Here is a 17,138-nt window from a genome sequence, read left to right on the forward strand (position 1 = left end):
GCCCGGAAATTTCAGGGCAAATCCCGCGCCACGCGAAAGCCCAGATGGGTGTTACGCGCCGCGATCGGATCACCGATCCTTTGCGCGACGCGTACGCTCCAATCCTTCAGGCTCCACCCACCACCGCGCACATTGCGCAATTTGCACTCCTGCCCCGCATCCCATGCCGTGCCATCGGTGGGCGCGCCGTCATAGGTTTCATGGTGGCAATCCCCCACCCATTGCGCAACGTTGGCGATCATATCGTGCAGGCCAAAGCCATTGGGCGGATAGGAACCGACAGGCGCCGTGCGATCATGGTTATTGCCGAAATTGGCACGCGCGGCATCAGGCGTATTGCCCCACGGATACCACGTCTGCGTTCCGGCGCGGGCGGCATATTCCCATTCGGCCTCGGACAAGAGGCGATAATTTTTGCCGGTTTTCTTCTTCAACCAGGCGACATAGGCATTCGCATCGGCATAATTGACGTTGATGACCGGGCGGCGACCGCGCCCCCATCCCGCGTCATCGGGCCGGTATCCATTGCATCCGCCATCGCCGACACAGGCATCCCATTGCGCAAAAGTAACGGCATACCGCCCCACGGCAAAGGAATAGCCGATCGACACTTTGTGCCTTGGCTCCTCCATATGATCGAACATCGCGATGACGCCCAGCGCCTTACGCTCCTGCGCGGTCGACCCCATGGTGAAGCTGCCCGCAGCGATCACCACCATTTCGGGAAGATCCGGCCCATCGGCAAAAGCAGCACCCGCGTATACCGGCGGGAAAGGCGGCGGCGGCGCGGGTTTGATCTCGGGCAAGGCGGGCGCGGTAGCGGCCAGAAGGGCGAGGATCAGCATGGCGCAAAGGCTCCATCAATGGCGTCAACCGAATGCGTGCGGGCGCTGGCCAGAACGCGGTCAATCAGATCGATCCCGCGCGCCGCATCGGTGCCCTGCACGATACGATTGGGCAATCCGCGCGTGGCGGCGATGAACTCTTCCATCTGGATGCGGAAGTAATGGGCCAGATCGCGCCCACCCATCGCCCGACCATCGCGCACAATGCCGGGGGCCGGTTCGACCAGAACCTTGCCGTTGAAAAGCAGCCGTTCTGTATCCTCAATCTCCACCACACCGCCGGAGAAATGCAGCACCTTGCGATCATAGACGCTGGGCTGGTTATAGCTGATGTGGATCTGCGCAATACGCCGCCCCGGATAGGCCAGCAGGATCATCGCCTCATCCTCACCCTGCCACCCGCTCTGCCATCGGGCCGCTTCTGCATGGACGCGGATCGGGTCATCCCCCCCCATGCATAATTGCAGGAAGTCCAGCGAATGGGGTGCGAACAGCGAGAGGATCAGACCTTCCTCGGCTTTGCGCTCGGCCCACCACGGGGCTTGCGGACCATCCCAATGGACGCAGGATGACAATTGCACGGACCGCAACGTGCCGAAATCATCCCAATGATCCTGAAGATAACGGACCGCCGGACAGTGACGGAACGTATGCCCGGCGGCAAAGACCACGCCCGCCTTCTGAGCCGCATCGGCCAAGGCGCGCGCCTCTACGCCCGTTGGGGCCACAGGTTTTTCCACCAGCACATGTTTGCCCGCCGCAATCGCGGCCATGGCCTGCTGTGCATGTAGCGCATTGGGGCTGGCGATCAGGACGGCCTCGACTTCCTCCATCGCCAGCGCCGATGCAAAGTCGGTCGTGGCCTGCGCGCCGAATGGTTCGGCTGCGGCCTGTGCTGCGGCGGAATCGCGATCCACCGCCACAACCAGACGAACCTTTTCCGCCAATTGCCGGACCGCGCCCAGATGCGCGCCCGAAATTCGCCCGCAACCCACCAGCGCTAAACCAAGCGGCCTGTTCATCTTATATCCTCCTGATGCGGCAAGTGTTCAGGATGGCGCGATGTTCACCAAATCCAGCCCGACATCGCCCGATTCTCCGCCCTGCGGAGAGTCGCACACCATCCCCTGTTGCCAAATCATGGCGCCTCCATCCTGTCGGCATAACTATACGGATACCCCGATCCGCCATGACAATGTCGCGCGCCTATACCACCTGCCGCTATGGCCAACTGCATTATCGGCAGGCGGGCGTGGACAGCGAACATCCGCCACTGTTGATGCTGCATCAAAACCCATCCTCTGGTTGGGAATATGAACCCTTGATCGAAGCCATGGCACAGGATCGGCGCGTCATCGCCTTTGACACGCCCGGCCATGGGATGAGCGATGCGCCGCCCGCGCCGCCGGGCATGGCGGGCTATGCCGCCGCCTTTGCCGATGGGTTGGCCTCGCTGGGGGTGGATGGGCCGATTGACCTTTATGGCTATCACACCGGATCGCTTTTGGCGGTGGAACTGGCGCTGGCGCTGCCCGATCAGGTGCGGCGGATGGGCCTGACCGGCGTCCCCATGTATCCGGCCGAGATCCGCGCCAAAAAACTGCGCGAGGCCGAGGAATTTCCCGCGCCCGATGAAGATGGCACGGTTATCCTCGACCTCCTCACCCGTCTGTGGGCCTATGTGGTCAAGGCGCGCGACCCGCGCCAGCCATTGGCCCGCGCGATCCGTCATTTTGCGGACAAGGCTTACATCCTTGACCGCTTCACATGGGCCTATCGCGGCGTATGGTCCTATGACTATGCTCGCCTTGGCCAGATCACCTGTCCGGTACTTTTGCTCCAACCGCATGAAGCGCTGCGTGAACCGGCGCTGGCGGCGGCGGCATTGATACCGGACGTCTCCATCCGCGATCTGCCCGAATTGGATCGCGATATTTTCGACATTGCTCCAGAGGTACTTGCCCGTGAATTACGTAACTTCTTTGGTTGAATCCGGCCTGCCGATTGCCGACATTTCGCATTCGGTGCTGCACCCTGACTTTATCGCTCGCGAGGTCAAGGCGCGCTATCCGGTGGTGGGCAAGCTGGACGTGTGGCTGCTCTATCGCGGCATGAATGACGTCTATCTGGTTCAGGATGAGAAGACGAAATACGCCCTTCGCGTGTGGCGCAAGACCTATCGCGATGTCGATGATGTTGCCTATGAACTCGACTTCCTTGCCTTCCTGAAAGACAAGGCTTTCCCGGCCAGCGTAGCCGTTCCCCAGCATGACGGCTCGCTCTACTGGAAAGCCGCGACGCCCGAAGGCGCGCGCGCGATTGCCATGTATGACTGGGCGCCGGGCCGCAAATTCGGTGATATGTTGAGCGAAGAAACCTCGTTCAAGATCGGCGCGGCTTTTGCGAATATGCACCTGCTGGGCTATGAATGGGCGGGTAAGGACCACAAGTTCACCACCGAGACGGCCAAGGATTACAATATCTGCATGCCGGCGCTGATCGACTTTGTGTATGATCGGCCCGACGATCTGCGCGACTATCCGATCATCGCGGCCAACATGGACAAGCGCCTTGACGAACTGGCCGCTGCGGGGGTCCCACTGGGCGTGTGCCACCGCGACTTTCACCCCTCCAACGTCCATGTCGATGAAACAGGCCGGATCACCCTGCTCGATTTCGATGCTGCGGGCGAGGATTTCCTGATGCAGGACGTGCAGAACTTCGTCTGGGGCAACCTGTTCTATGGCTTCTCGGAAAGCTATGGCACAGCCTTTGAGGACGGCTATCAGTCGGTGCGTCCCTTCACGGCGGAGGAAATCGCCAACAAGGAACTGTTCCTGATGGGCAAGGCGCTGCGTCTGGTGGCGGGCATGGCCCATTCCAGCACGGCGGTCGGGCGCGGCACGCTGCGTTTCCGCAACCTTGACTGGCTGGGCGATTACATCAAGACGCGCGCCCGCGCCTGCGGCCTGCTCTGATGTTGGCGCAGACCGAAAGCTGGCCTCGCGCCTCCACCGCATGGTGGATGGTGACGCTGCTGTTCCTGGCGGGGATCTGCTCGGTCATTGACCGGGCGATCCTGAACATGGTGGTCGATCCGGTCCGCCATGATCTGGGCATCGGCGATGGCGCGATCAGCCTTTTGCAGGGGCTGGCCTTTGGTCTGTTCTATGCCTTTATGGGCATGCCGATGGGTTTGGCGGCGGACCGGGTGTCGCGCCGCAACCTGTTGACGGGGGGCATCGCGCTCTGGTCGCTGGCCACTATCGGCAGCGGGCTTGCCGCCGGTTTTGGCCAATTGTTCGCCGCCCGTCTATTGGTAGGTCTGGGCGAAGCGGCGCTGGGGCCTTGCGCAATCTCGCTGATTTCCGACCTGTTCGCTCCGGAAAAACGCGGCCGCCCGATCAGCATCTACATGATGGGCCAATCTTTGGCGCAGGGTCTGGGCATCGCCTTTACCGGCTTTGTCCTGAGCGCGGCGGCGAAGGGTGCTTTTGTCCATTGGCCCGTGCTGGCCACCCTGGCGCCGTGGCGCACGGTTTTTGTCATTTCAGGTTCGCTTGGTTTGTTTGTCGTGTTGGGCATGTTGACCACACGCGAACCGACGCGGCGTGGATTGTCGCCACTGGCCGCCCATCCGGGGACAAAGGAAAGCGCGGTCTGGTTCTGGCGCAATCGGGCGGTTCTGGCACCGCTCTATCTGGGCTTTGGCGTGTGTTTTATCGCGGCCTATGGTGGCGCGGCATGGCAGCCCACTATGCTGATGCGCGGCTTTGGCGTGACACCGCAATTTGTCGGGGCGTGGCTTGGCCCGCTCTCGATGCTGTTTTCGGCCACCGGGCCGCTGATCGGTGGCTGGCTGGTTGATCGTTCGATGAAGGCGGGCAAGCCTATGCTGCGCTTTGGCCTGCTCTCTTTTATGCCCTTGCTGGCGCTGCCATCCACCCTGGCGGTGTTGGCGGGCAATGCGAAACTTGCCGCCTTTATCGTGGCGTCGGGCAATGCGGTCTTCGCGGTGTGCGGCACATTGATGTTCGCCACGTTGCAGGCGATCGTTCCGGCACGGATGCGTGGCACATCAATTGCCCTGACCCTTGTCCTGAACACCCTGCTCGGCGCGGCTTGCGGTCCTTTGCTGGTGGCCAGTGTCAGCAATGGCATCCTGCATGATCCGGCCAAAGTGGGCTGGGCCATTGCCATGGTCGCCGGTCCGGCCGTCATCGTGGCCGCAGGACTTTTTACCCTCGCGCGCCGCGCCATGCACCGCGCGGTTGTGCAGGGCAGCGATACCGCCACCCTGCTTTTCACCTGATCATTTGGAATTCCACAGTGGCGCCAACAGCGCTGCGGGATCTTTAAGCACTTCCGGACGGAATTGGCGGGTTGCAGCCTTCCATTCCTCCGGGATGCTTTCCATGGTGGCGCCCTGCTTGCCGACGCCAATGGCGGTCAAATGGCCCGCAATATCGCCCATTTCCATCCACGGTCGCCAACTGCACACATTGGTAAAACTGACATCGCTGGGCACATGCGGGGCGCCGGACCGAACATCGGAAAGCCGCGCGTGGAAGGTGTTGCTTTCCGAATAGCGAAATGGCTTGGCCCCCGGGGCGAAACGCATGGCCGTTCGCGACCTTTCCGTGATGTAGAGATCATCGCCGCGCACCTCAAAGGGTAGCACTTCATGATCGATCTCCAGCCCCGGCACAGGTTTGGCCAAGGCAAAGCCCAGATCCGGACGGATGAAAATCTTTGATGGAGCATAGCCGCCCATCGGCACTTTGACATCGCGCCCGGTATAGGGATTTCGCCAATTGGTGAGGACATTGCCCGTTTCCGGGTCTGTGAACCAGGCGATCTCGGCATTGACCGCTTCATATCCGCCATCAGCCGAAGGCCGATAACGCGAAAATACCGCAGACCGGACGTTAAACAGGGGCCGCATCTCGTCCCCTGTGACGCCGTAATAGCGGGCTGAAACCCAGCTGTTGATCAGCCTGTCGTCAAGGCAACCGCGCATTTTTACGAAAGCCTTGAGACGGTCCTTGGGTTTGGACAGATCAAGCAGCGGTTGGCGCATGATAGTACGTGACAAAGCCGGAGCGGCCATGGTCAAGCCAAGCCCACCCAGCATGCTGCGTCGGGTCGCGCCGCTCACGATTGCACCACAAGGCGCGAGTTGACGCTGCCCCCCGCCCCTTCGCGCAGGGCCTTGGCGGTTTTATACCCATCACTGGCCATATAGGCGCGCGCGGCATCGGCATCGGGAAAGCGGATCAGGATGGCCCGCCCCGCATCCTCGCATTCGCCTTCGAAAACTTCCTCGATCACGCCACGGACAATATATTCGCCACCGAATTCCGCCGCGACCACCGCCGCCGCTTTGGCATAGGCCATGAACTGTTCGGCCTTGCCACCTTTCACGGTGGCCCAAATATAGGCTGTCATATCGCTCTCCTCTCATGCAAAAGGGCCGGCCCCGTTTTACAGAGCCAGCCCGATCGATTTAAATTGATGAGGCCGACAACCCAGCCATCGGCCTCATCCTGGTATTACATCTTGATTTTGACCTGCACGCCCAGGGTGCGCAAATCGGGCAGACCGACCAGAGCGGCCGAGCTGTAGCCAAAACGAGCCAAAGTATTATCGATCGCATAATTGTCGGAGATCGACGTGTAAGTGTGGTTATTGAACAGGTTGTTGACGAATGCCTCAACCGTCACGTTACCCTTCGACACACCGCCGCGCAGATTGAAGATATGACGATCAGGCGTGCGCAGGATATTGGCCTCGTTGGACCACTGGCCGGACTTATAGCTCCAGTCAAAGCGGGCAAACCAATTGCCGTCGATGTCCGAAGGCAGGCTGCCACGGAACATGATGCCCATGTTGGCCGAATACTTCGACGTATTCTTCATTTCCTTGCCCGAGAAGTCAAACATGCCGGTCAACTGGCTGACAGTCGTGCTGCGATACTGCTTGATATCCGAAGCGTTGATCGCGGCGGCACCGTCCAGCGTGATCATATCATTGACCTTGAACGAGAAATCACCCTCGATACCATAAAGATCAACATTGCCGGTGTTCGCAGCGACGTTTTGGAAGCTTGTGCCTGTTGCCGAGGTCGGATCCGCCACGATGATCGAGATCGCGTTGATCTGATCGCGCCACTGGGCATAATAAAGCGCCGCCGTGTAACGCAACGCGCCATTCATCGTCTTGCCCTTCACACCCACTTCATAGTTGGTGATCTTTTCAGGACGGATCGAGAGCTGACCACCGGCTGCCATAGCCGCATTCTGGATTGCCGAACTCGTGGCCAGAATGGCGGTATTGAACTGCGCGGGGTTCACACCCTTTGCCCAAGAAGCATAGGCCATGAATTGCGGCGTGAACTGATAGTTCACGATGGCGCGAGGAGCAAAGTTGTTATACTTCGCCGACGCCAACAGACTGCCGCCAGCATAGGTTCCTGCAGGCAGATAACCAGCTTGAATGGTCTGACCAGCAGGACGGGTGAACGCGCCCAGCCAGTCGATCTGATAGCGGCCTTCAACGCTGGCGGAAAGCTTGTCCGTGAAATCATAGGTCGCGCCAAAGAACAGGCCCGTGGTACGGCTTTCAGCCTTGCCACCCGGAATGAGCAAAGCACTGCTGAGCGCGGCGAAGCCGCCGCCGCCGCCCTGAACCTGTTGCGCCTTGAGGTAGGAGGCACCAACAACACCACGCAATGCGCCGAACTTATAGTTCACGCGCCCTTCCATCGACCAGTCATTGGTCTTGCGCTCGATCAGGTAAGGGAAGTCCCAATAGCCCTTGGGGTTGGTCGTCGAAGTGATGCTGCTGGTATCCAGGCCATCAAGATCGATCAGCGTCGACCAGACTTCGCGGTTATAGCCCGCCAAAACCGACGCCGTGATGTTCGGGTTGATAACCCATTCCGCCGTCGCATGCGCATGGCTGCTCAGACGACGAAGGCCATAGCCGTCCACGCCTTCGCTTGGGCTGACGACACGGTTGGTGCCCGATGCAAGCCATTGACGGATAGCGTCGGTATTGGTCACGTTGGCCGATACCGGATAGGCAAGCTTGGGTGCAACGCCGCAAATGTAGGCATTGGTAACTGCGGTACCCTGACCCTGCACGCCGCGGCTATTGCCCTGGAACGAACAGTTCGACTGGCTGGGCGCAATGACCGCGCCCGAGCTGGACTTGATATCATATCCATAGATGCGAGCCTGCGCCGGGGCACCGTCGCGATCTTCGCTCATCAGGCCGAACAGCTTGACCGTGAAATTCGAGGCCGGCTTGAACAACAGGGTCGCGGTGCCGATCGTGCTCTTCTGATCGCCCAGCGTGCCGCCGCCTGCGGCGCCATTCACCCACGAACCATTTTTGGCATAGCGTTCGCCGGTGACGCGGAAGGTCAACACATCGCCAAAAATCGGCCCTTCGACCGAGCCCTGAAGACGATAGTTGTTACGCGTGCCAACCATGCCCAGCATGCTGCCATGCCATTCGCTGGTCGGATCCTTGGTGCTGATGTTGATGGCGCCGGCAAAGGTGTTACGGCCATAATAGGCGCTTTGCGGACCCTTGACGATTTCAATCTGCTTGGGATCGGAAATCGACATGATGGCCGACGGCGAGGCAACCGCCACGCCATCGATAAACATCGACGTCGTCGTGGCCAGCGTGGTCGAAGGCGTAAAGCCACGGATCACGATCTGTTGGAACGAACGGTCGGCGTGACCGGACGAGTTGTCGTTGATGTTGATGCCGGGCGTGGACTGCGCCAGATTCGACATCTGCACGACGCCCTTCTGGGCCAAAGTCTCGGCCGTCAACGCCGTGACAGTGACAGGAACCTTGAGGATGTCTTCGCTGCGCTTACGCGCCGTCACCGTGATGGCGCCCGCATCGTCAACAGGCGCGGCGGCGGCCGGTTCGGCAGCCATGGCCGGGGCGGCAACGCCAAGCGCTACGAAAATTGCAATAGCTGAGGCTGACGCCGCCACAGAAGCTTTCAAAAAGCGAGTTTCCATTTTTCCCTCACTGGATAATTGTTAAGTCGGCAAATACCGATCCAGAAATTATTTTAGTTCCCGCTGCTATCTGTTCTTATAAAATTCTATCGCCGTTTAATTACCCGGCACCGAGCGGCGCTTTTCGTCCAAACCGAGAGGTGGTGATTTACGCCTGACGCAAAATACCCTGGCCCATAATTGACCTCAATAACTTGAACCCCCCGGTTTGGCCGATTCCGCTTGTCCCTATCGGCTAAGCAGAGAGTGCCTTGCGACTGTATTACTTGGCGCAAGAAATGAGGCGTATTCGCCTGTCGGATGCGAGGATTGAGCAAAATGGTCACATTCGAATGCTAGTGACGGCGGCCTTTGGGTCAAATGCGCAGGAATCCTTAGCGATAATTAATCATTATCGGGAAATCCGGCGCAAAAACGCCTGAAACGGCGGCAATGAAGTCGCCGGACATTCCAGCGGCATCATGTGGCCGCAATCTTTGACCACGATCAATGACTTATCCTTCGAACCCAATCTTTCAAAGGTTTGGCGGCCATCTTTGGCCAAGGGCACTTCCGGGTCACGGTCCGACCAAAGCGCCAGCGAGGGCACGCTAATCGCCGCCAGATCATCGGGGGTACCGGCAAACGGCGGCTTGGTACCAAAATGCCTTGGCCACCCCTGGGCTCGATTGTTCAACTCGGTCCATTCGCGAATGACATCGGGCGAAACCCGCGCCGGGTCGGCATAATTCATACGCAAAATTCCAGCCCAGAGAGCCGGAATATGATGACCACCCAACATTGCGTCAAAGGCCAGCACGGCCTTGAACCATGGCGAGAAATGGGGATCAGGTTTTAGCGGTCCGGCGGCAATATTGGCCAGCACTACCCCGCGCAATGTCTCGGGATGCTGCGCAGCAAAACGGGCAACCCCTTCACCCGCGCTGCTCGTGCCGACCAGGACAAAAGGCGGCAAGGCCATCTGCGCCGAAAGGGCCGCAATCAGTTCCGCTTCGGCATCGCCATTATACATGCCCTGCGGCTGCGGCCCGGACAGCCCCATGCCGGGACGGTCAAACCGAATGACGCGATAGTGGGGCTTCAATTCTTTGGCCCACGCATCCCACATATGGATCGAGGCAAATGACCCGTGGACCAACATCACGACCGGCGCGTCGGCGCGCGCCGGCCCTTCATCGACAACGTGCAACCGCTGATCACCAACCGTGATGAAACGTGAGGCAGGCGTCGCATAACGCGCCACCATCACCTGCTCATCCGGGCGCAACCATCCGGCCCGCGCCGCGCCGACATAGGCGCCGACACCCAGGACCGCCGTCAGCAACGCGGCCCCCGCCCAGCGCGCGGCCCTCACTTCCGACCCTTAAGATAGGAGCGCACACGCAACGTAGCATTCGCACTCGTATCGGCCCAGAACAACCCCAGATCGTGATAATGCATGGCCCCACCCGGCAGCGGTTCGAGATCAAGCCCGTTATCCACACGCGCCAGCAACAGACCGGATGCACAACGCGCCGACACAGCGCCAGCCTTCAAAGGTTGCAACGCGCCGAAACCGGGACTGCCCGGAACAGCCCCCTTGGATGCCGCAGAGGGCGCCTCCTTCAACCTTGCATCAAAGGTCAAAGGGTTCACGCAAAGGGTGATCTTCCCGGCATCATCGCCATATTTCTGCACATAGGTCGATTGCGAAAAGCCCGCCATCTTGGCCACATCGGCAACCCCGTCGATATAGGCATTCCATTGGACAACGCATGAGGTCTGATCCGGGGTGGCGCAGGGTTTCACACTCTTGAACCTTTTGCCAAACTCACCCTCGGCCAGATTGATGCCGATGATATAGGCCGCCACCAAACGTTTTTGCAGCGCCGCCCCGTCGATACGCTTTTCCAGCAAGGTCGCGGAATGAAACGCCCCTTGCGAATGTCCCGCGATGATAAAGGGGCGATCGCCGATCTGCTTGAGAAAGGCGTCAAAGGCGCGTTCAACATCGCCAAAGGCCAAGGCAAAGGCCGCCTCGCGCGCAGGGCCGCTGGCGAAACTGTTATAGGTCGCGGCGCGATAACGCGGGGCATAGACATCGCAGCATGCGGCAAACACACTGGCCTGACGCGCTATGCTGCTTTCGTCGGTCCATTTGTTGGCCTGCGCATCGGCGGTATTCTGGTTCATCTCGCCCGTGGCGCTGCGCAAAGTCGTGGGATGCAGGAAAAACACCGCAACCTTGGGTGATACCGCCGCTTTGACCGCGCCCTTGGGCAGGGCCGACGCCCAGCCTTTGGAGGCAAAGACCGACCAATTGGCCTTTGCGCTGTAATCGGGTGCAGGCGGCGTCTTGACCACGGCATCCTGCGCCCAAGCAGGCATCGAAACCGACAGGCACAGCCCCATCAAAACCAAAGCTTTACGCATCACTTCCCTCTCGCCCAGACAAAACGGCCGCCAAGATGCCCGATGATGCAGGGCAAATTGGCGGCCGGTTGGGATCTCAAGCAAATCTTCGTCAGGCGGACAGGATCAGTCCTTGATCGCCGAACAGGCATACCAACTGCCCATCAACGTGCGCCCTTCGGGATGGCCTTCGGTGAAGAAGTCATCCGTGTTGGGGTTAAGGAAATAGCTGCCCTTGCGATAGCCTACGGCCACCTTGTCCGCTGCGAAACCGGCGTCGGTCGCGACCTTCATCCAGTCGGTACGGGCCAGCGAGGTCATGAAGGGTTCGTTATTGTAATGCGATTCGAAATCGCAGCGCATCTGGTCCCACAGGCTGAGATGTTCGTGGCGCGGCGGCACGTCCACATGGCACATGATCCCGCCCGAACGCAGCAGGCGGTGGCTTTCCTTGAAAATCTGCCGCATGCCCTTGGCCGAAGTTTCGTGCAGCACCGCCGAGGAGCAGACAAGGTCAAAGCTGCCGTCTTCAAAATCGGTGTGTTCGGCATCCTGCTGGCTGAAATGGATGGCAACGCCCATGCTTTCGGCGCGGGCATGGCCATAGCGCAGCATCGGCGCCCCAACGTCCAAAGCGTAAACTTCGGCATCCGGGAAAGCCTGAGCAATGGCGACCGTCGAATGACCCACCGCGCAACCCAGATCGAGAATGCGCTTGGGCTTGAAATCGGGATAGAAGCCCTGAACATGGCTGGCCAGAGTATGGCCGCGCCCGTCATTCTTCCACCCGCCGTTCAGATTGCGCAAATAGGTCGAGGCGAAGCGATCATAAAGCGCGCCGGCACGGAAATCCTGATCCGACGTGTCGGTGATATAGCCGCCCGCCATACGGTGATGGTCAATCGAGCTGATATAGCGCGGCATCACCAGATCGGGGTTCAGACGCAGCGAGCCCTTGGGCGCGGCGGTCTGTTCGGCTACCTTTTCGGCCAGTTCATCATATTGACGGTCGATTGAACCATCGAGCGAGTGCCAGATGCGATCCTGATAGAACAACGAGAGCGTCAGCCAATATTGATGCAAAGGATGGTTTTCCAGCGCATTGCGGACTTCGCCGCTGCGCGTGGGGGCCTTGCCGTTCTTGGCCGTCACTTCGGGCACGATCACTTCGTCCAGAAGGCGGCGGTCAAGCGGATCCATCTTCATGTTGGTCCACATGCGCATGGCCAGGAAGTGATCTTCCATCGCCTGTTCGTCATGGGTGGCCTGCGGCATGACGGCGTGGCCGTAATGGGTGGAATTGGGGCGGGCGTTATCGGCAAGAGTGGCCATGGGGGAACCTCCTCAGTTAGCGTCAGCGGCGACTCGCGCCAGTTCGTTTTCGTAAGCGTTCTGATCGGCCAGAGCTTCCGGCAAAAGCCGGTCGCGGGCAACACCCAGAACGCGGTCATAGGCCTTTTGCTTATAGGCCCCGCGATAGGTGCGAGCGTCGGCATCAGGGTGATAGGCATCGATGTCGTCCGGCCCGTGCAGGCCCGCCGCCTTGAGCAAACGCTCATTGGCGTCCAGACGATCCTTCAGCACCATCACCTCGCCCAGCAGGGCCAACACCATACCGGCCAGCGCATCCTGCGTCGCGCTTTCCAGCACAACGGGCTGGCTGCCCTTGGAACGGGATGTCCGGTCCAGATTTTTGCGTTCAACCAAGATCTTGCTCCAAACTGAAACGAAACAGGCGCCCGGTCCGGGCGCGAATATCCTTTTTGTCGAGGTCCGGCCCATGGGCCTCCTCGGTCACGGCATCCTTGGATTTGAGATCATACCCGGTCTGGCTGGAAAGCAAGACGATGATCTGCGTATCGGGGACAATGGCAAAGGGGAATTCATGCCATGTGCCGCGGTGCATCGAAAAACCCGCGCCGCCGTCAAAATAAAAGGCGCGCACCGCCGAAAGATCCGGCAAATCGCCGTCGCTGGGCGGGGCCATCACCGCCACGAAAGGCTTGCCCCCCAATGGGATGAAGGCCTGCGTATGTTGGGCATGGCGCTCCATGTAACGGACCTCGCATTCGCGCGGGTCCATGCTGGCCAGGCTGATGTCGACCGGATGGTCACATTCGAACGGGGCGGGATAGCTCATCCGCACCGCACCTTTATAGAAATCGACCGCCACGCTTTTGACGCCCGTTCCGGGCCCGATGATCGCGCCAAACGGCGCCAGAGCCTCGGCCGTGGCTGGTTCGGGGGTTAAGGTAATGATCTCGCTCACTTTCCGCCCTTCCACATGCGGATCAGGACATCGCTGCGCGCCACGAAATGCTGCTTCAAAGCGCCCGCGATATGCAGCACCAGCAAGGCCCCGCCCAGCCACAGGCCATAAACATGCATGCGTGCAAAGAAGCCATATTTGAACAGAACCGGCGCGTTCCATGCGACGGGCGGCACGATATGCGGGATAAACCCATCCGGCCCAAAGCCATCCGTCCAGAAAAACCACATTTCCGGCGCGGGATAGCCCGCCCCCGCCGCCATGGAGGACAGCGCGGCCCAGCCCGAAAGCGGCAGGGCCAAAAGCAACAAATAGAGCAACCCCTGCACCGCAGCGGCCAGCACGACCTCAAAGCGCGAAGATGTGGCAGGCGGTGGCGGGCTGGCATGGGTCAACCGCCAGACGATACGAAAGGCCACCGCCATCAGCATCAACAAACCCAGCGTGTGATGGATCTGGCTGGATAGGATGTGGCTCGCCTTGCCCCCCGCATCGCGGGCGGCATAGGTCCAGCTCATGATGAAACCGGCAGGAACCTCGACCAGCACGGCCAACGCCGTTCCCCAATGCAGGGCGCGCGCGATACGGTTCCAGCCTGATGCTGCGGGTACTCCCATGGGCGACTCTTTCTCCCGCCGCGTATGATGTGCGGCTTATGATGGAGGATGCATGTGATACTGCCTCCCCCACTGTCCCTCGCCCAATTTGCCCGCAGACCGGATAAATCACCCCCGCACCTCGCCCGCCCCCCATGCTTGCGCCAGCGATAGAGGCTGGATATTCCCCCGACAGATGAAAGGCCACAACCAATGAGCGCGATAATGCAGGATGAGACGCTGATGGCCCGGCTGGTTCAGGCGCTGGGCGCGGACGCGGTGGTCGATGATGAGGCTCGCCTCGCCTATGTGGCCAATGACGTTTACCGCACAGGCGGCACGCCCTGGTGCATCCTGCGCCCGGCCAGCGTCGAGGCCCTGCAAACCGCCGTTCGCCTCTGCGCCGAGGCGGGCGTGGCGATTGTCCCGCGTGGGGGCGGGGCATCCTATACCGATGGCTATCTGTTTCCGGCGGGCGGCCATGTGCTGATCGACACCGGCGCGCTGAACGCGATGGAAATTGACGAACAAAACGCCATCGTCACCGTCGAGGCGGGCGTGACATGGGCCGCGCTCAAGGCCGCGCTCGATGCGCGGGGGCTGCGTACGCCCTTCTGGGGGCCGTTCTCTGGCATCGCGGCCACCGTGGGCGGTTCAATCAGCCAGAACAGCGTCAGCCACGGCACAGCCGCCCATGGCATTTCGGCGCAAAGCGTGCTGGGGCTGGATGTGGTGCTGGCCAATGGCGAATTGCTGACCACCAATGCGGCCGAATCGATGCGCTTTTATGGCCCGGACATCACCGGCCTTTTCACCGGCGATTGCGGCACACTGGGGGTCAAGGCGCGCATCCGCCTGCCACTGATCGCCGCCCTGCCCCATGCCGAGGCGCTCTCTTTTGCCTTTGACACCTTCGATGCCTATCACGCCGCCATCCGCCGCGCACAAATCGCCCGGATCGACGACAGCCATTTCATGATCGACCTTGCCCTTTCACAAGGCCAGATCGGGCGCCAGCAAAGCATGGGCGCCCGGATGCAAATCGCATGGAGCGTGTTCAGCAAGGCGCCCAACAAGATCAAGGGCCTGACCCAGGTTTTGAAAATGGCGTTGGCCGGTGAAGACCCGATGCGTTCGGGCCAATATATGTGCCATTTCATCGTTGAAGGCTTTGACGCCGCCGATGCCGCCCACAAGGCCGAAAGGCTGCGCCGGATTATCGGCGACGATGGGCGCGAGATCGCCAACACGATCCCAGCCTTTGTTCGCACCATGCCTTTTGCACCGCTTGGCAATATCCTTGGTCCCGATGGCGAACGCTGGGTGCCGATCCATGGCGTGCTGACGCATGAACAGACCGTGCCGTTCCACAATGCGTTCAAGGCGATGCTGGACGCCCGCAAGGCCGACATGGACCGACTGGGCATCTGGACCGGGACCATGGCGTCTCCGGTCAATTCGGCCGGGTTCCTCTATGAGATCGCGCTGTACTGGCCCGATGCGCGCACGCCCTATCATCTGGAAACGCTGGGTGATGAATGGATCGCCGGGCTGAAAGACTATCCGGCCAATCCCGAGGCCAAGGCCTATGCCAATGAGCTGAAGGAAGCGATTGTCGCGCTGATGCAGGAGTATGGCTCTGGTCATTTCCAGATCGGTCGCGCCTATCCCTATCAATCGCGTCTGACGCCGCAAGCCTCGGTGCTGGTGCGCGCGCTCAAGGATCAGCTGGACCCCAAGGGCGTGATGAACCCCGGCGCGCTGGGCTTCTAATCTGCCGGACACAAAAAAGGGGGCGGGAAGGTTCAGCCTTCCCGCCCCCCTTTTTTGCCCCTAACCCTTACTTGGCGAAGGGATTGCGCGGCGCGGGCGGCTGCGGCGGGCTCCAACCGGCGGGAACCGGCGCGGGCTTCTGCTCGCGGGCATAGTTCTCAAGGCTGGAAAGCGACGGGCCGTAATCCGTTTCCGGCGCATGCAGCCACTTTTCATCCATCGCGCGCGCAGCCGCCACCAGATCCTTGGGCAGACCGGCAATACCGTTGGGGATGGTCGAGAAGTGGGTGAAATAATTCATATGACCCGGCGCCTGACCCATCAGCATCCACGGCAGCCAAGGCGTCACGCGGCTCCACGAACCGGTGTGGGGAATGTGCGTCAGATAGGGATTTTCAACGTCCTCTTTCTTGACCACATAGATGAACTGTTCCGACACACGGTTCATGAACCCCGAGCTTTCACGCGGCCATTTGTCCGGTTGCAGCGCGTTGGGATACATCATGTCGATCCCGGTGTTCAGGATCATCGTGCCTTCCGGACCCCACTGCCAATCCTGCAGGAACGGCTTGGGTTCGCGCTTTGCCGTCTGTAACCCGCCATAGCTGGGCGGTTCGGGCACGAATTCGCTGATGGTGAAATTGAACGGGTCATTGGCAATAGGCACGACCTTGACGCGCTCGCCAGTGTAGGGATTGTCCCATTCCTTCAGGATTTCATTGGTGTTGATGTCGCGATAGAACACGATTTCACGCAACAGGCGGCGCCACGAACCATCGGCCTGACGATTGATGCGGACGAAGGAGAAGCCTTCGACATTCATCAGCGGGCGCACAGGCTCATTGTCGCGCACGCCAAAAATCTTGCCACGGATCCAGCCGCACTTTTCCTTGCCCGGCGCAACGTCGGCGTCCAGACGGGCATAGGTATCGCGGGTCCACTTGGGGTCCTTGAAGTCGATCTTGGTCACAAAATCGATCGGCGGCTTGCCCTTGGGCGCTGCCTTCTTGGCCGCGGCCTCAGCCGCCGCCGGCACCAAGGCCGCCCCGGCAGCCATTCCGGCCATACCCAGCGCGCCGCGCCGACTTAGCTTCATATCGTCCATCTTCATCCGACTCCTAGTACGCCCAAGCGGGGGAACTTCCGGGGCGCAGTTTTCCGTATTCCCGCCGCCGCCACACGGCGGCAGGCTTACGCTGTCCACCAGACGGATAGCACA

General features: G+C 60.4%; 16 protein-coding genes. 4 read left to right on the forward strand and 12 right to left on the reverse strand.

Features of this window, described 5'->3' with window-relative positions; genetic code table 11:
* Nucleotides 1-11: 11 nt before the first annotated feature.
* Entirely contained in the window at nucleotides 12-845 is an 834-nt protein-coding gene (locus tag ACZ9HU_RS02840; RefSeq protein WP_476102097.1) for a formylglycine-generating enzyme family protein, read from the reverse strand.
* A complete protein-coding gene (locus ACZ9HU_RS02845) occupies nucleotides 839-1,867 on the reverse strand; it encodes a Gfo/Idh/MocA family protein (RefSeq protein ID WP_476102099.1) in 1,029 nt (342 codons plus the stop codon). The genes ACZ9HU_RS02840 and ACZ9HU_RS02845 overlap by 7 nt, the downstream gene beginning before the upstream one ends.
* 167 nt (nucleotides 1,868-2,034) lie before the next feature.
* On the opposite strand from ACZ9HU_RS02845, the gene ACZ9HU_RS02850 reads away from it, so the two are divergent.
* The 3 genes from ACZ9HU_RS02850 to ACZ9HU_RS02860 are packed head-to-tail and all read left to right on the forward strand — an operon-like array spanning nucleotide 2,035 to nucleotide 5,157.
* The gene (locus ACZ9HU_RS02850; protein WP_476102101.1) at nucleotides 2,035-2,835 is read left to right on the forward strand and encodes an alpha/beta fold hydrolase; all 801 of its coding nucleotides are present in this window, start codon (nucleotides 2,035-2,037) and stop codon (nucleotides 2,833-2,835) included.
* Nucleotides 2,810-3,823: a phosphotransferase enzyme family protein gene (locus ACZ9HU_RS02855; protein WP_476102103.1), complete on the forward strand. Its 1,014-nt coding sequence runs from the start codon at nucleotides 2,810-2,812 to the stop codon at nucleotides 3,821-3,823. Before ACZ9HU_RS02850 ends, ACZ9HU_RS02855 begins: the two co-directional genes overlap by 26 nt.
* A complete protein-coding gene (locus ACZ9HU_RS02860; RefSeq protein ID WP_476102105.1) occupies nucleotides 3,823-5,157 on the forward strand; it encodes an MFS transporter in 1,335 nt (444 codons plus the stop codon). The genes ACZ9HU_RS02855 and ACZ9HU_RS02860 overlap by 1 nt, the downstream gene beginning before the upstream one ends.
* On the opposite strand, the gene ACZ9HU_RS02865 is transcribed toward ACZ9HU_RS02860, so the two are convergent.
* The 9 genes from ACZ9HU_RS02865 to ACZ9HU_RS02905 all read right to left on the reverse strand — a co-directional run bounded on the left by ACZ9HU_RS02865 (nucleotide 5,158) and on the right by ACZ9HU_RS02905 (nucleotide 14,167).
* Nucleotides 5,158-5,925, reverse strand: coding sequence for a DUF1838 family protein (locus ACZ9HU_RS02865; protein ID WP_476102107.1), 768 nt, complete (start codon nucleotides 5,923-5,925; stop codon nucleotides 5,158-5,160).
* A 74-nt stretch (nucleotides 5,926-5,999) separates the two neighbouring features.
* Nucleotides 6,000-6,293 carry a DUF1330 domain-containing protein gene (locus tag ACZ9HU_RS02870; protein ID WP_476102109.1) on the reverse strand — a complete coding sequence of 98 codons (294 nt, stop codon included), beginning with the start codon at nucleotides 6,291-6,293 and terminating at the stop codon, nucleotides 6,000-6,002.
* Nucleotides 6,294-6,397: 104 nt separating this feature from the next.
* Nucleotides 6,398-8,803, reverse strand: coding sequence for a TonB-dependent receptor (locus tag ACZ9HU_RS02875; RefSeq protein ID WP_476102111.1), 2,406 nt, complete (start codon nucleotides 8,801-8,803; stop codon nucleotides 6,398-6,400).
* A gap of 478 nt (nucleotides 8,804-9,281) precedes the next feature.
* Nucleotides 9,282-10,244, reverse strand: coding sequence for an alpha/beta fold hydrolase (locus ACZ9HU_RS02880; protein ID WP_476102113.1), 963 nt, complete (start codon nucleotides 10,242-10,244; stop codon nucleotides 9,282-9,284).
* Nucleotides 10,241-11,302 (reverse strand): DUF3089 domain-containing protein, encoded by a 1,062-nt coding sequence (locus ACZ9HU_RS02885; RefSeq protein WP_476102115.1) that lies wholly within the window; start codon nucleotides 11,300-11,302, stop codon nucleotides 10,241-10,243. The genes ACZ9HU_RS02880 and ACZ9HU_RS02885 overlap by 4 nt, the downstream gene beginning before the upstream one ends.
* A 105-nt stretch (nucleotides 11,303-11,407) precedes the next feature.
* Nucleotides 11,408-12,613 (reverse strand): class I SAM-dependent methyltransferase, encoded by a 1,206-nt coding sequence (locus ACZ9HU_RS02890; protein WP_476102117.1) that lies wholly within the window; start codon nucleotides 12,611-12,613, stop codon nucleotides 11,408-11,410.
* Between the two features lie 12 nt (nucleotides 12,614-12,625).
* Nucleotides 12,626-12,988 carry a hypothetical protein gene (locus ACZ9HU_RS02895; RefSeq protein ID WP_476102121.1) on the reverse strand — a complete coding sequence of 121 codons (363 nt, stop codon included), beginning with the start codon at nucleotides 12,986-12,988 and terminating at the stop codon, nucleotides 12,626-12,628.
* Nucleotides 12,981-13,550, reverse strand: a complete 570-nt coding sequence (locus ACZ9HU_RS02900; RefSeq protein ID WP_476102123.1) for an ureidoglycolate lyase — start codon at nucleotides 13,548-13,550, stop codon at nucleotides 12,981-12,983. Before ACZ9HU_RS02900 ends, ACZ9HU_RS02895 begins: the two co-directional genes overlap by 8 nt.
* Nucleotides 13,547-14,167, reverse strand: coding sequence for a cytochrome b (locus tag ACZ9HU_RS02905; protein WP_476102125.1), 621 nt, complete (start codon nucleotides 14,165-14,167; stop codon nucleotides 13,547-13,549). The genes ACZ9HU_RS02900 and ACZ9HU_RS02905 overlap by 4 nt, the downstream gene beginning before the upstream one ends.
* 192 nt (nucleotides 14,168-14,359) lie before the next feature.
* Here ACZ9HU_RS02905 and ACZ9HU_RS02910 point away from each other — a divergent pair, with 192 nt between their 5' ends.
* On the forward strand, nucleotides 14,360-15,919 hold the full coding sequence (locus ACZ9HU_RS02910; protein ID WP_476102127.1) for an FAD-binding oxidoreductase: 1,560 nt from the start codon (nucleotides 14,360-14,362) through the stop codon (nucleotides 15,917-15,919).
* A 67-nt stretch (nucleotides 15,920-15,986) separates the two neighbouring features.
* On the opposite strand, the gene ACZ9HU_RS02915 is transcribed toward ACZ9HU_RS02910, so the two are convergent.
* Nucleotides 15,987-17,024 (reverse strand): DUF1838 family protein, encoded by a 1,038-nt coding sequence (locus ACZ9HU_RS02915; RefSeq protein ID WP_476102129.1) that lies wholly within the window; start codon nucleotides 17,022-17,024, stop codon nucleotides 15,987-15,989.
* Nucleotides 17,025-17,138: the final 114 nt, after the last annotated feature.

The sequence above is a fragment of the Novosphingobium sp. Sphag1I genome, assembly GCF_056279125.1.

What these genes read in the sequence shown, in the direction of transcription:
- ACZ9HU_RS02840 (WP_476102097.1), bottom strand. Translation starts at nt 845, where the DNA reads ATGCTGATCCTCGCCCTTCTGGCCGCTACCGCGCCCGCCTTGCCCGAG.
- ACZ9HU_RS02845 (WP_476102099.1), bottom strand. Translation starts at nt 1,867, where the DNA reads ATGAACAGGCCGCTTGGTTTAGCGCTGGTGGGTTGCGGGCGAATTTCG.
- ACZ9HU_RS02850 (WP_476102101.1), top strand. Translation starts at nt 2,035, where the DNA reads ATGACAATGTCGCGCGCCTATACCACCTGCCGCTATGGCCAACTGCAT.
- ACZ9HU_RS02860 (WP_476102105.1), top strand. Translation starts at nt 3,823, where the DNA reads ATGTTGGCGCAGACCGAAAGCTGGCCTCGCGCCTCCACCGCATGGTGG.
- ACZ9HU_RS02865 (WP_476102107.1), bottom strand. Translation starts at nt 5,925, where the DNA reads ATGCGCCAACCGCTGCTTGATCTGTCCAAACCCAAGGACCGTCTCAAG.
- ACZ9HU_RS02870 (WP_476102109.1), bottom strand. Translation starts at nt 6,293, where the DNA reads ATGACAGCCTATATTTGGGCCACCGTGAAAGGTGGCAAGGCCGAACAG.
- ACZ9HU_RS02875 (WP_476102111.1), bottom strand. Translation starts at nt 8,803, where the DNA reads ATGGCTGCCGAACCGGCCGCCGCCGCGCCTGTTGACGATGCGGGCGCC.
- ACZ9HU_RS02885 (WP_476102115.1), bottom strand. Translation starts at nt 11,302, where the DNA reads ATGCGTAAAGCTTTGGTTTTGATGGGGCTGTGCCTGTCGGTTTCGATG.
- ACZ9HU_RS02890 (WP_476102117.1), bottom strand. Translation starts at nt 12,613, where the DNA reads ATGGCCACTCTTGCCGATAACGCCCGCCCCAATTCCACCCATTACGGC.
- ACZ9HU_RS02905 (WP_476102125.1), bottom strand. Translation starts at nt 14,167, where the DNA reads ATGGGAGTACCCGCAGCATCAGGCTGGAACCGTATCGCGCGCGCCCTG.
- ACZ9HU_RS02910 (WP_476102127.1), top strand. Translation starts at nt 14,360, where the DNA reads ATGAGCGCGATAATGCAGGATGAGACGCTGATGGCCCGGCTGGTTCAG.
- ACZ9HU_RS02915 (WP_476102129.1), bottom strand. Translation starts at nt 17,024, where the DNA reads ATGGACGATATGAAGCTAAGTCGGCGCGGCGCGCTGGGTATGGCCGGA.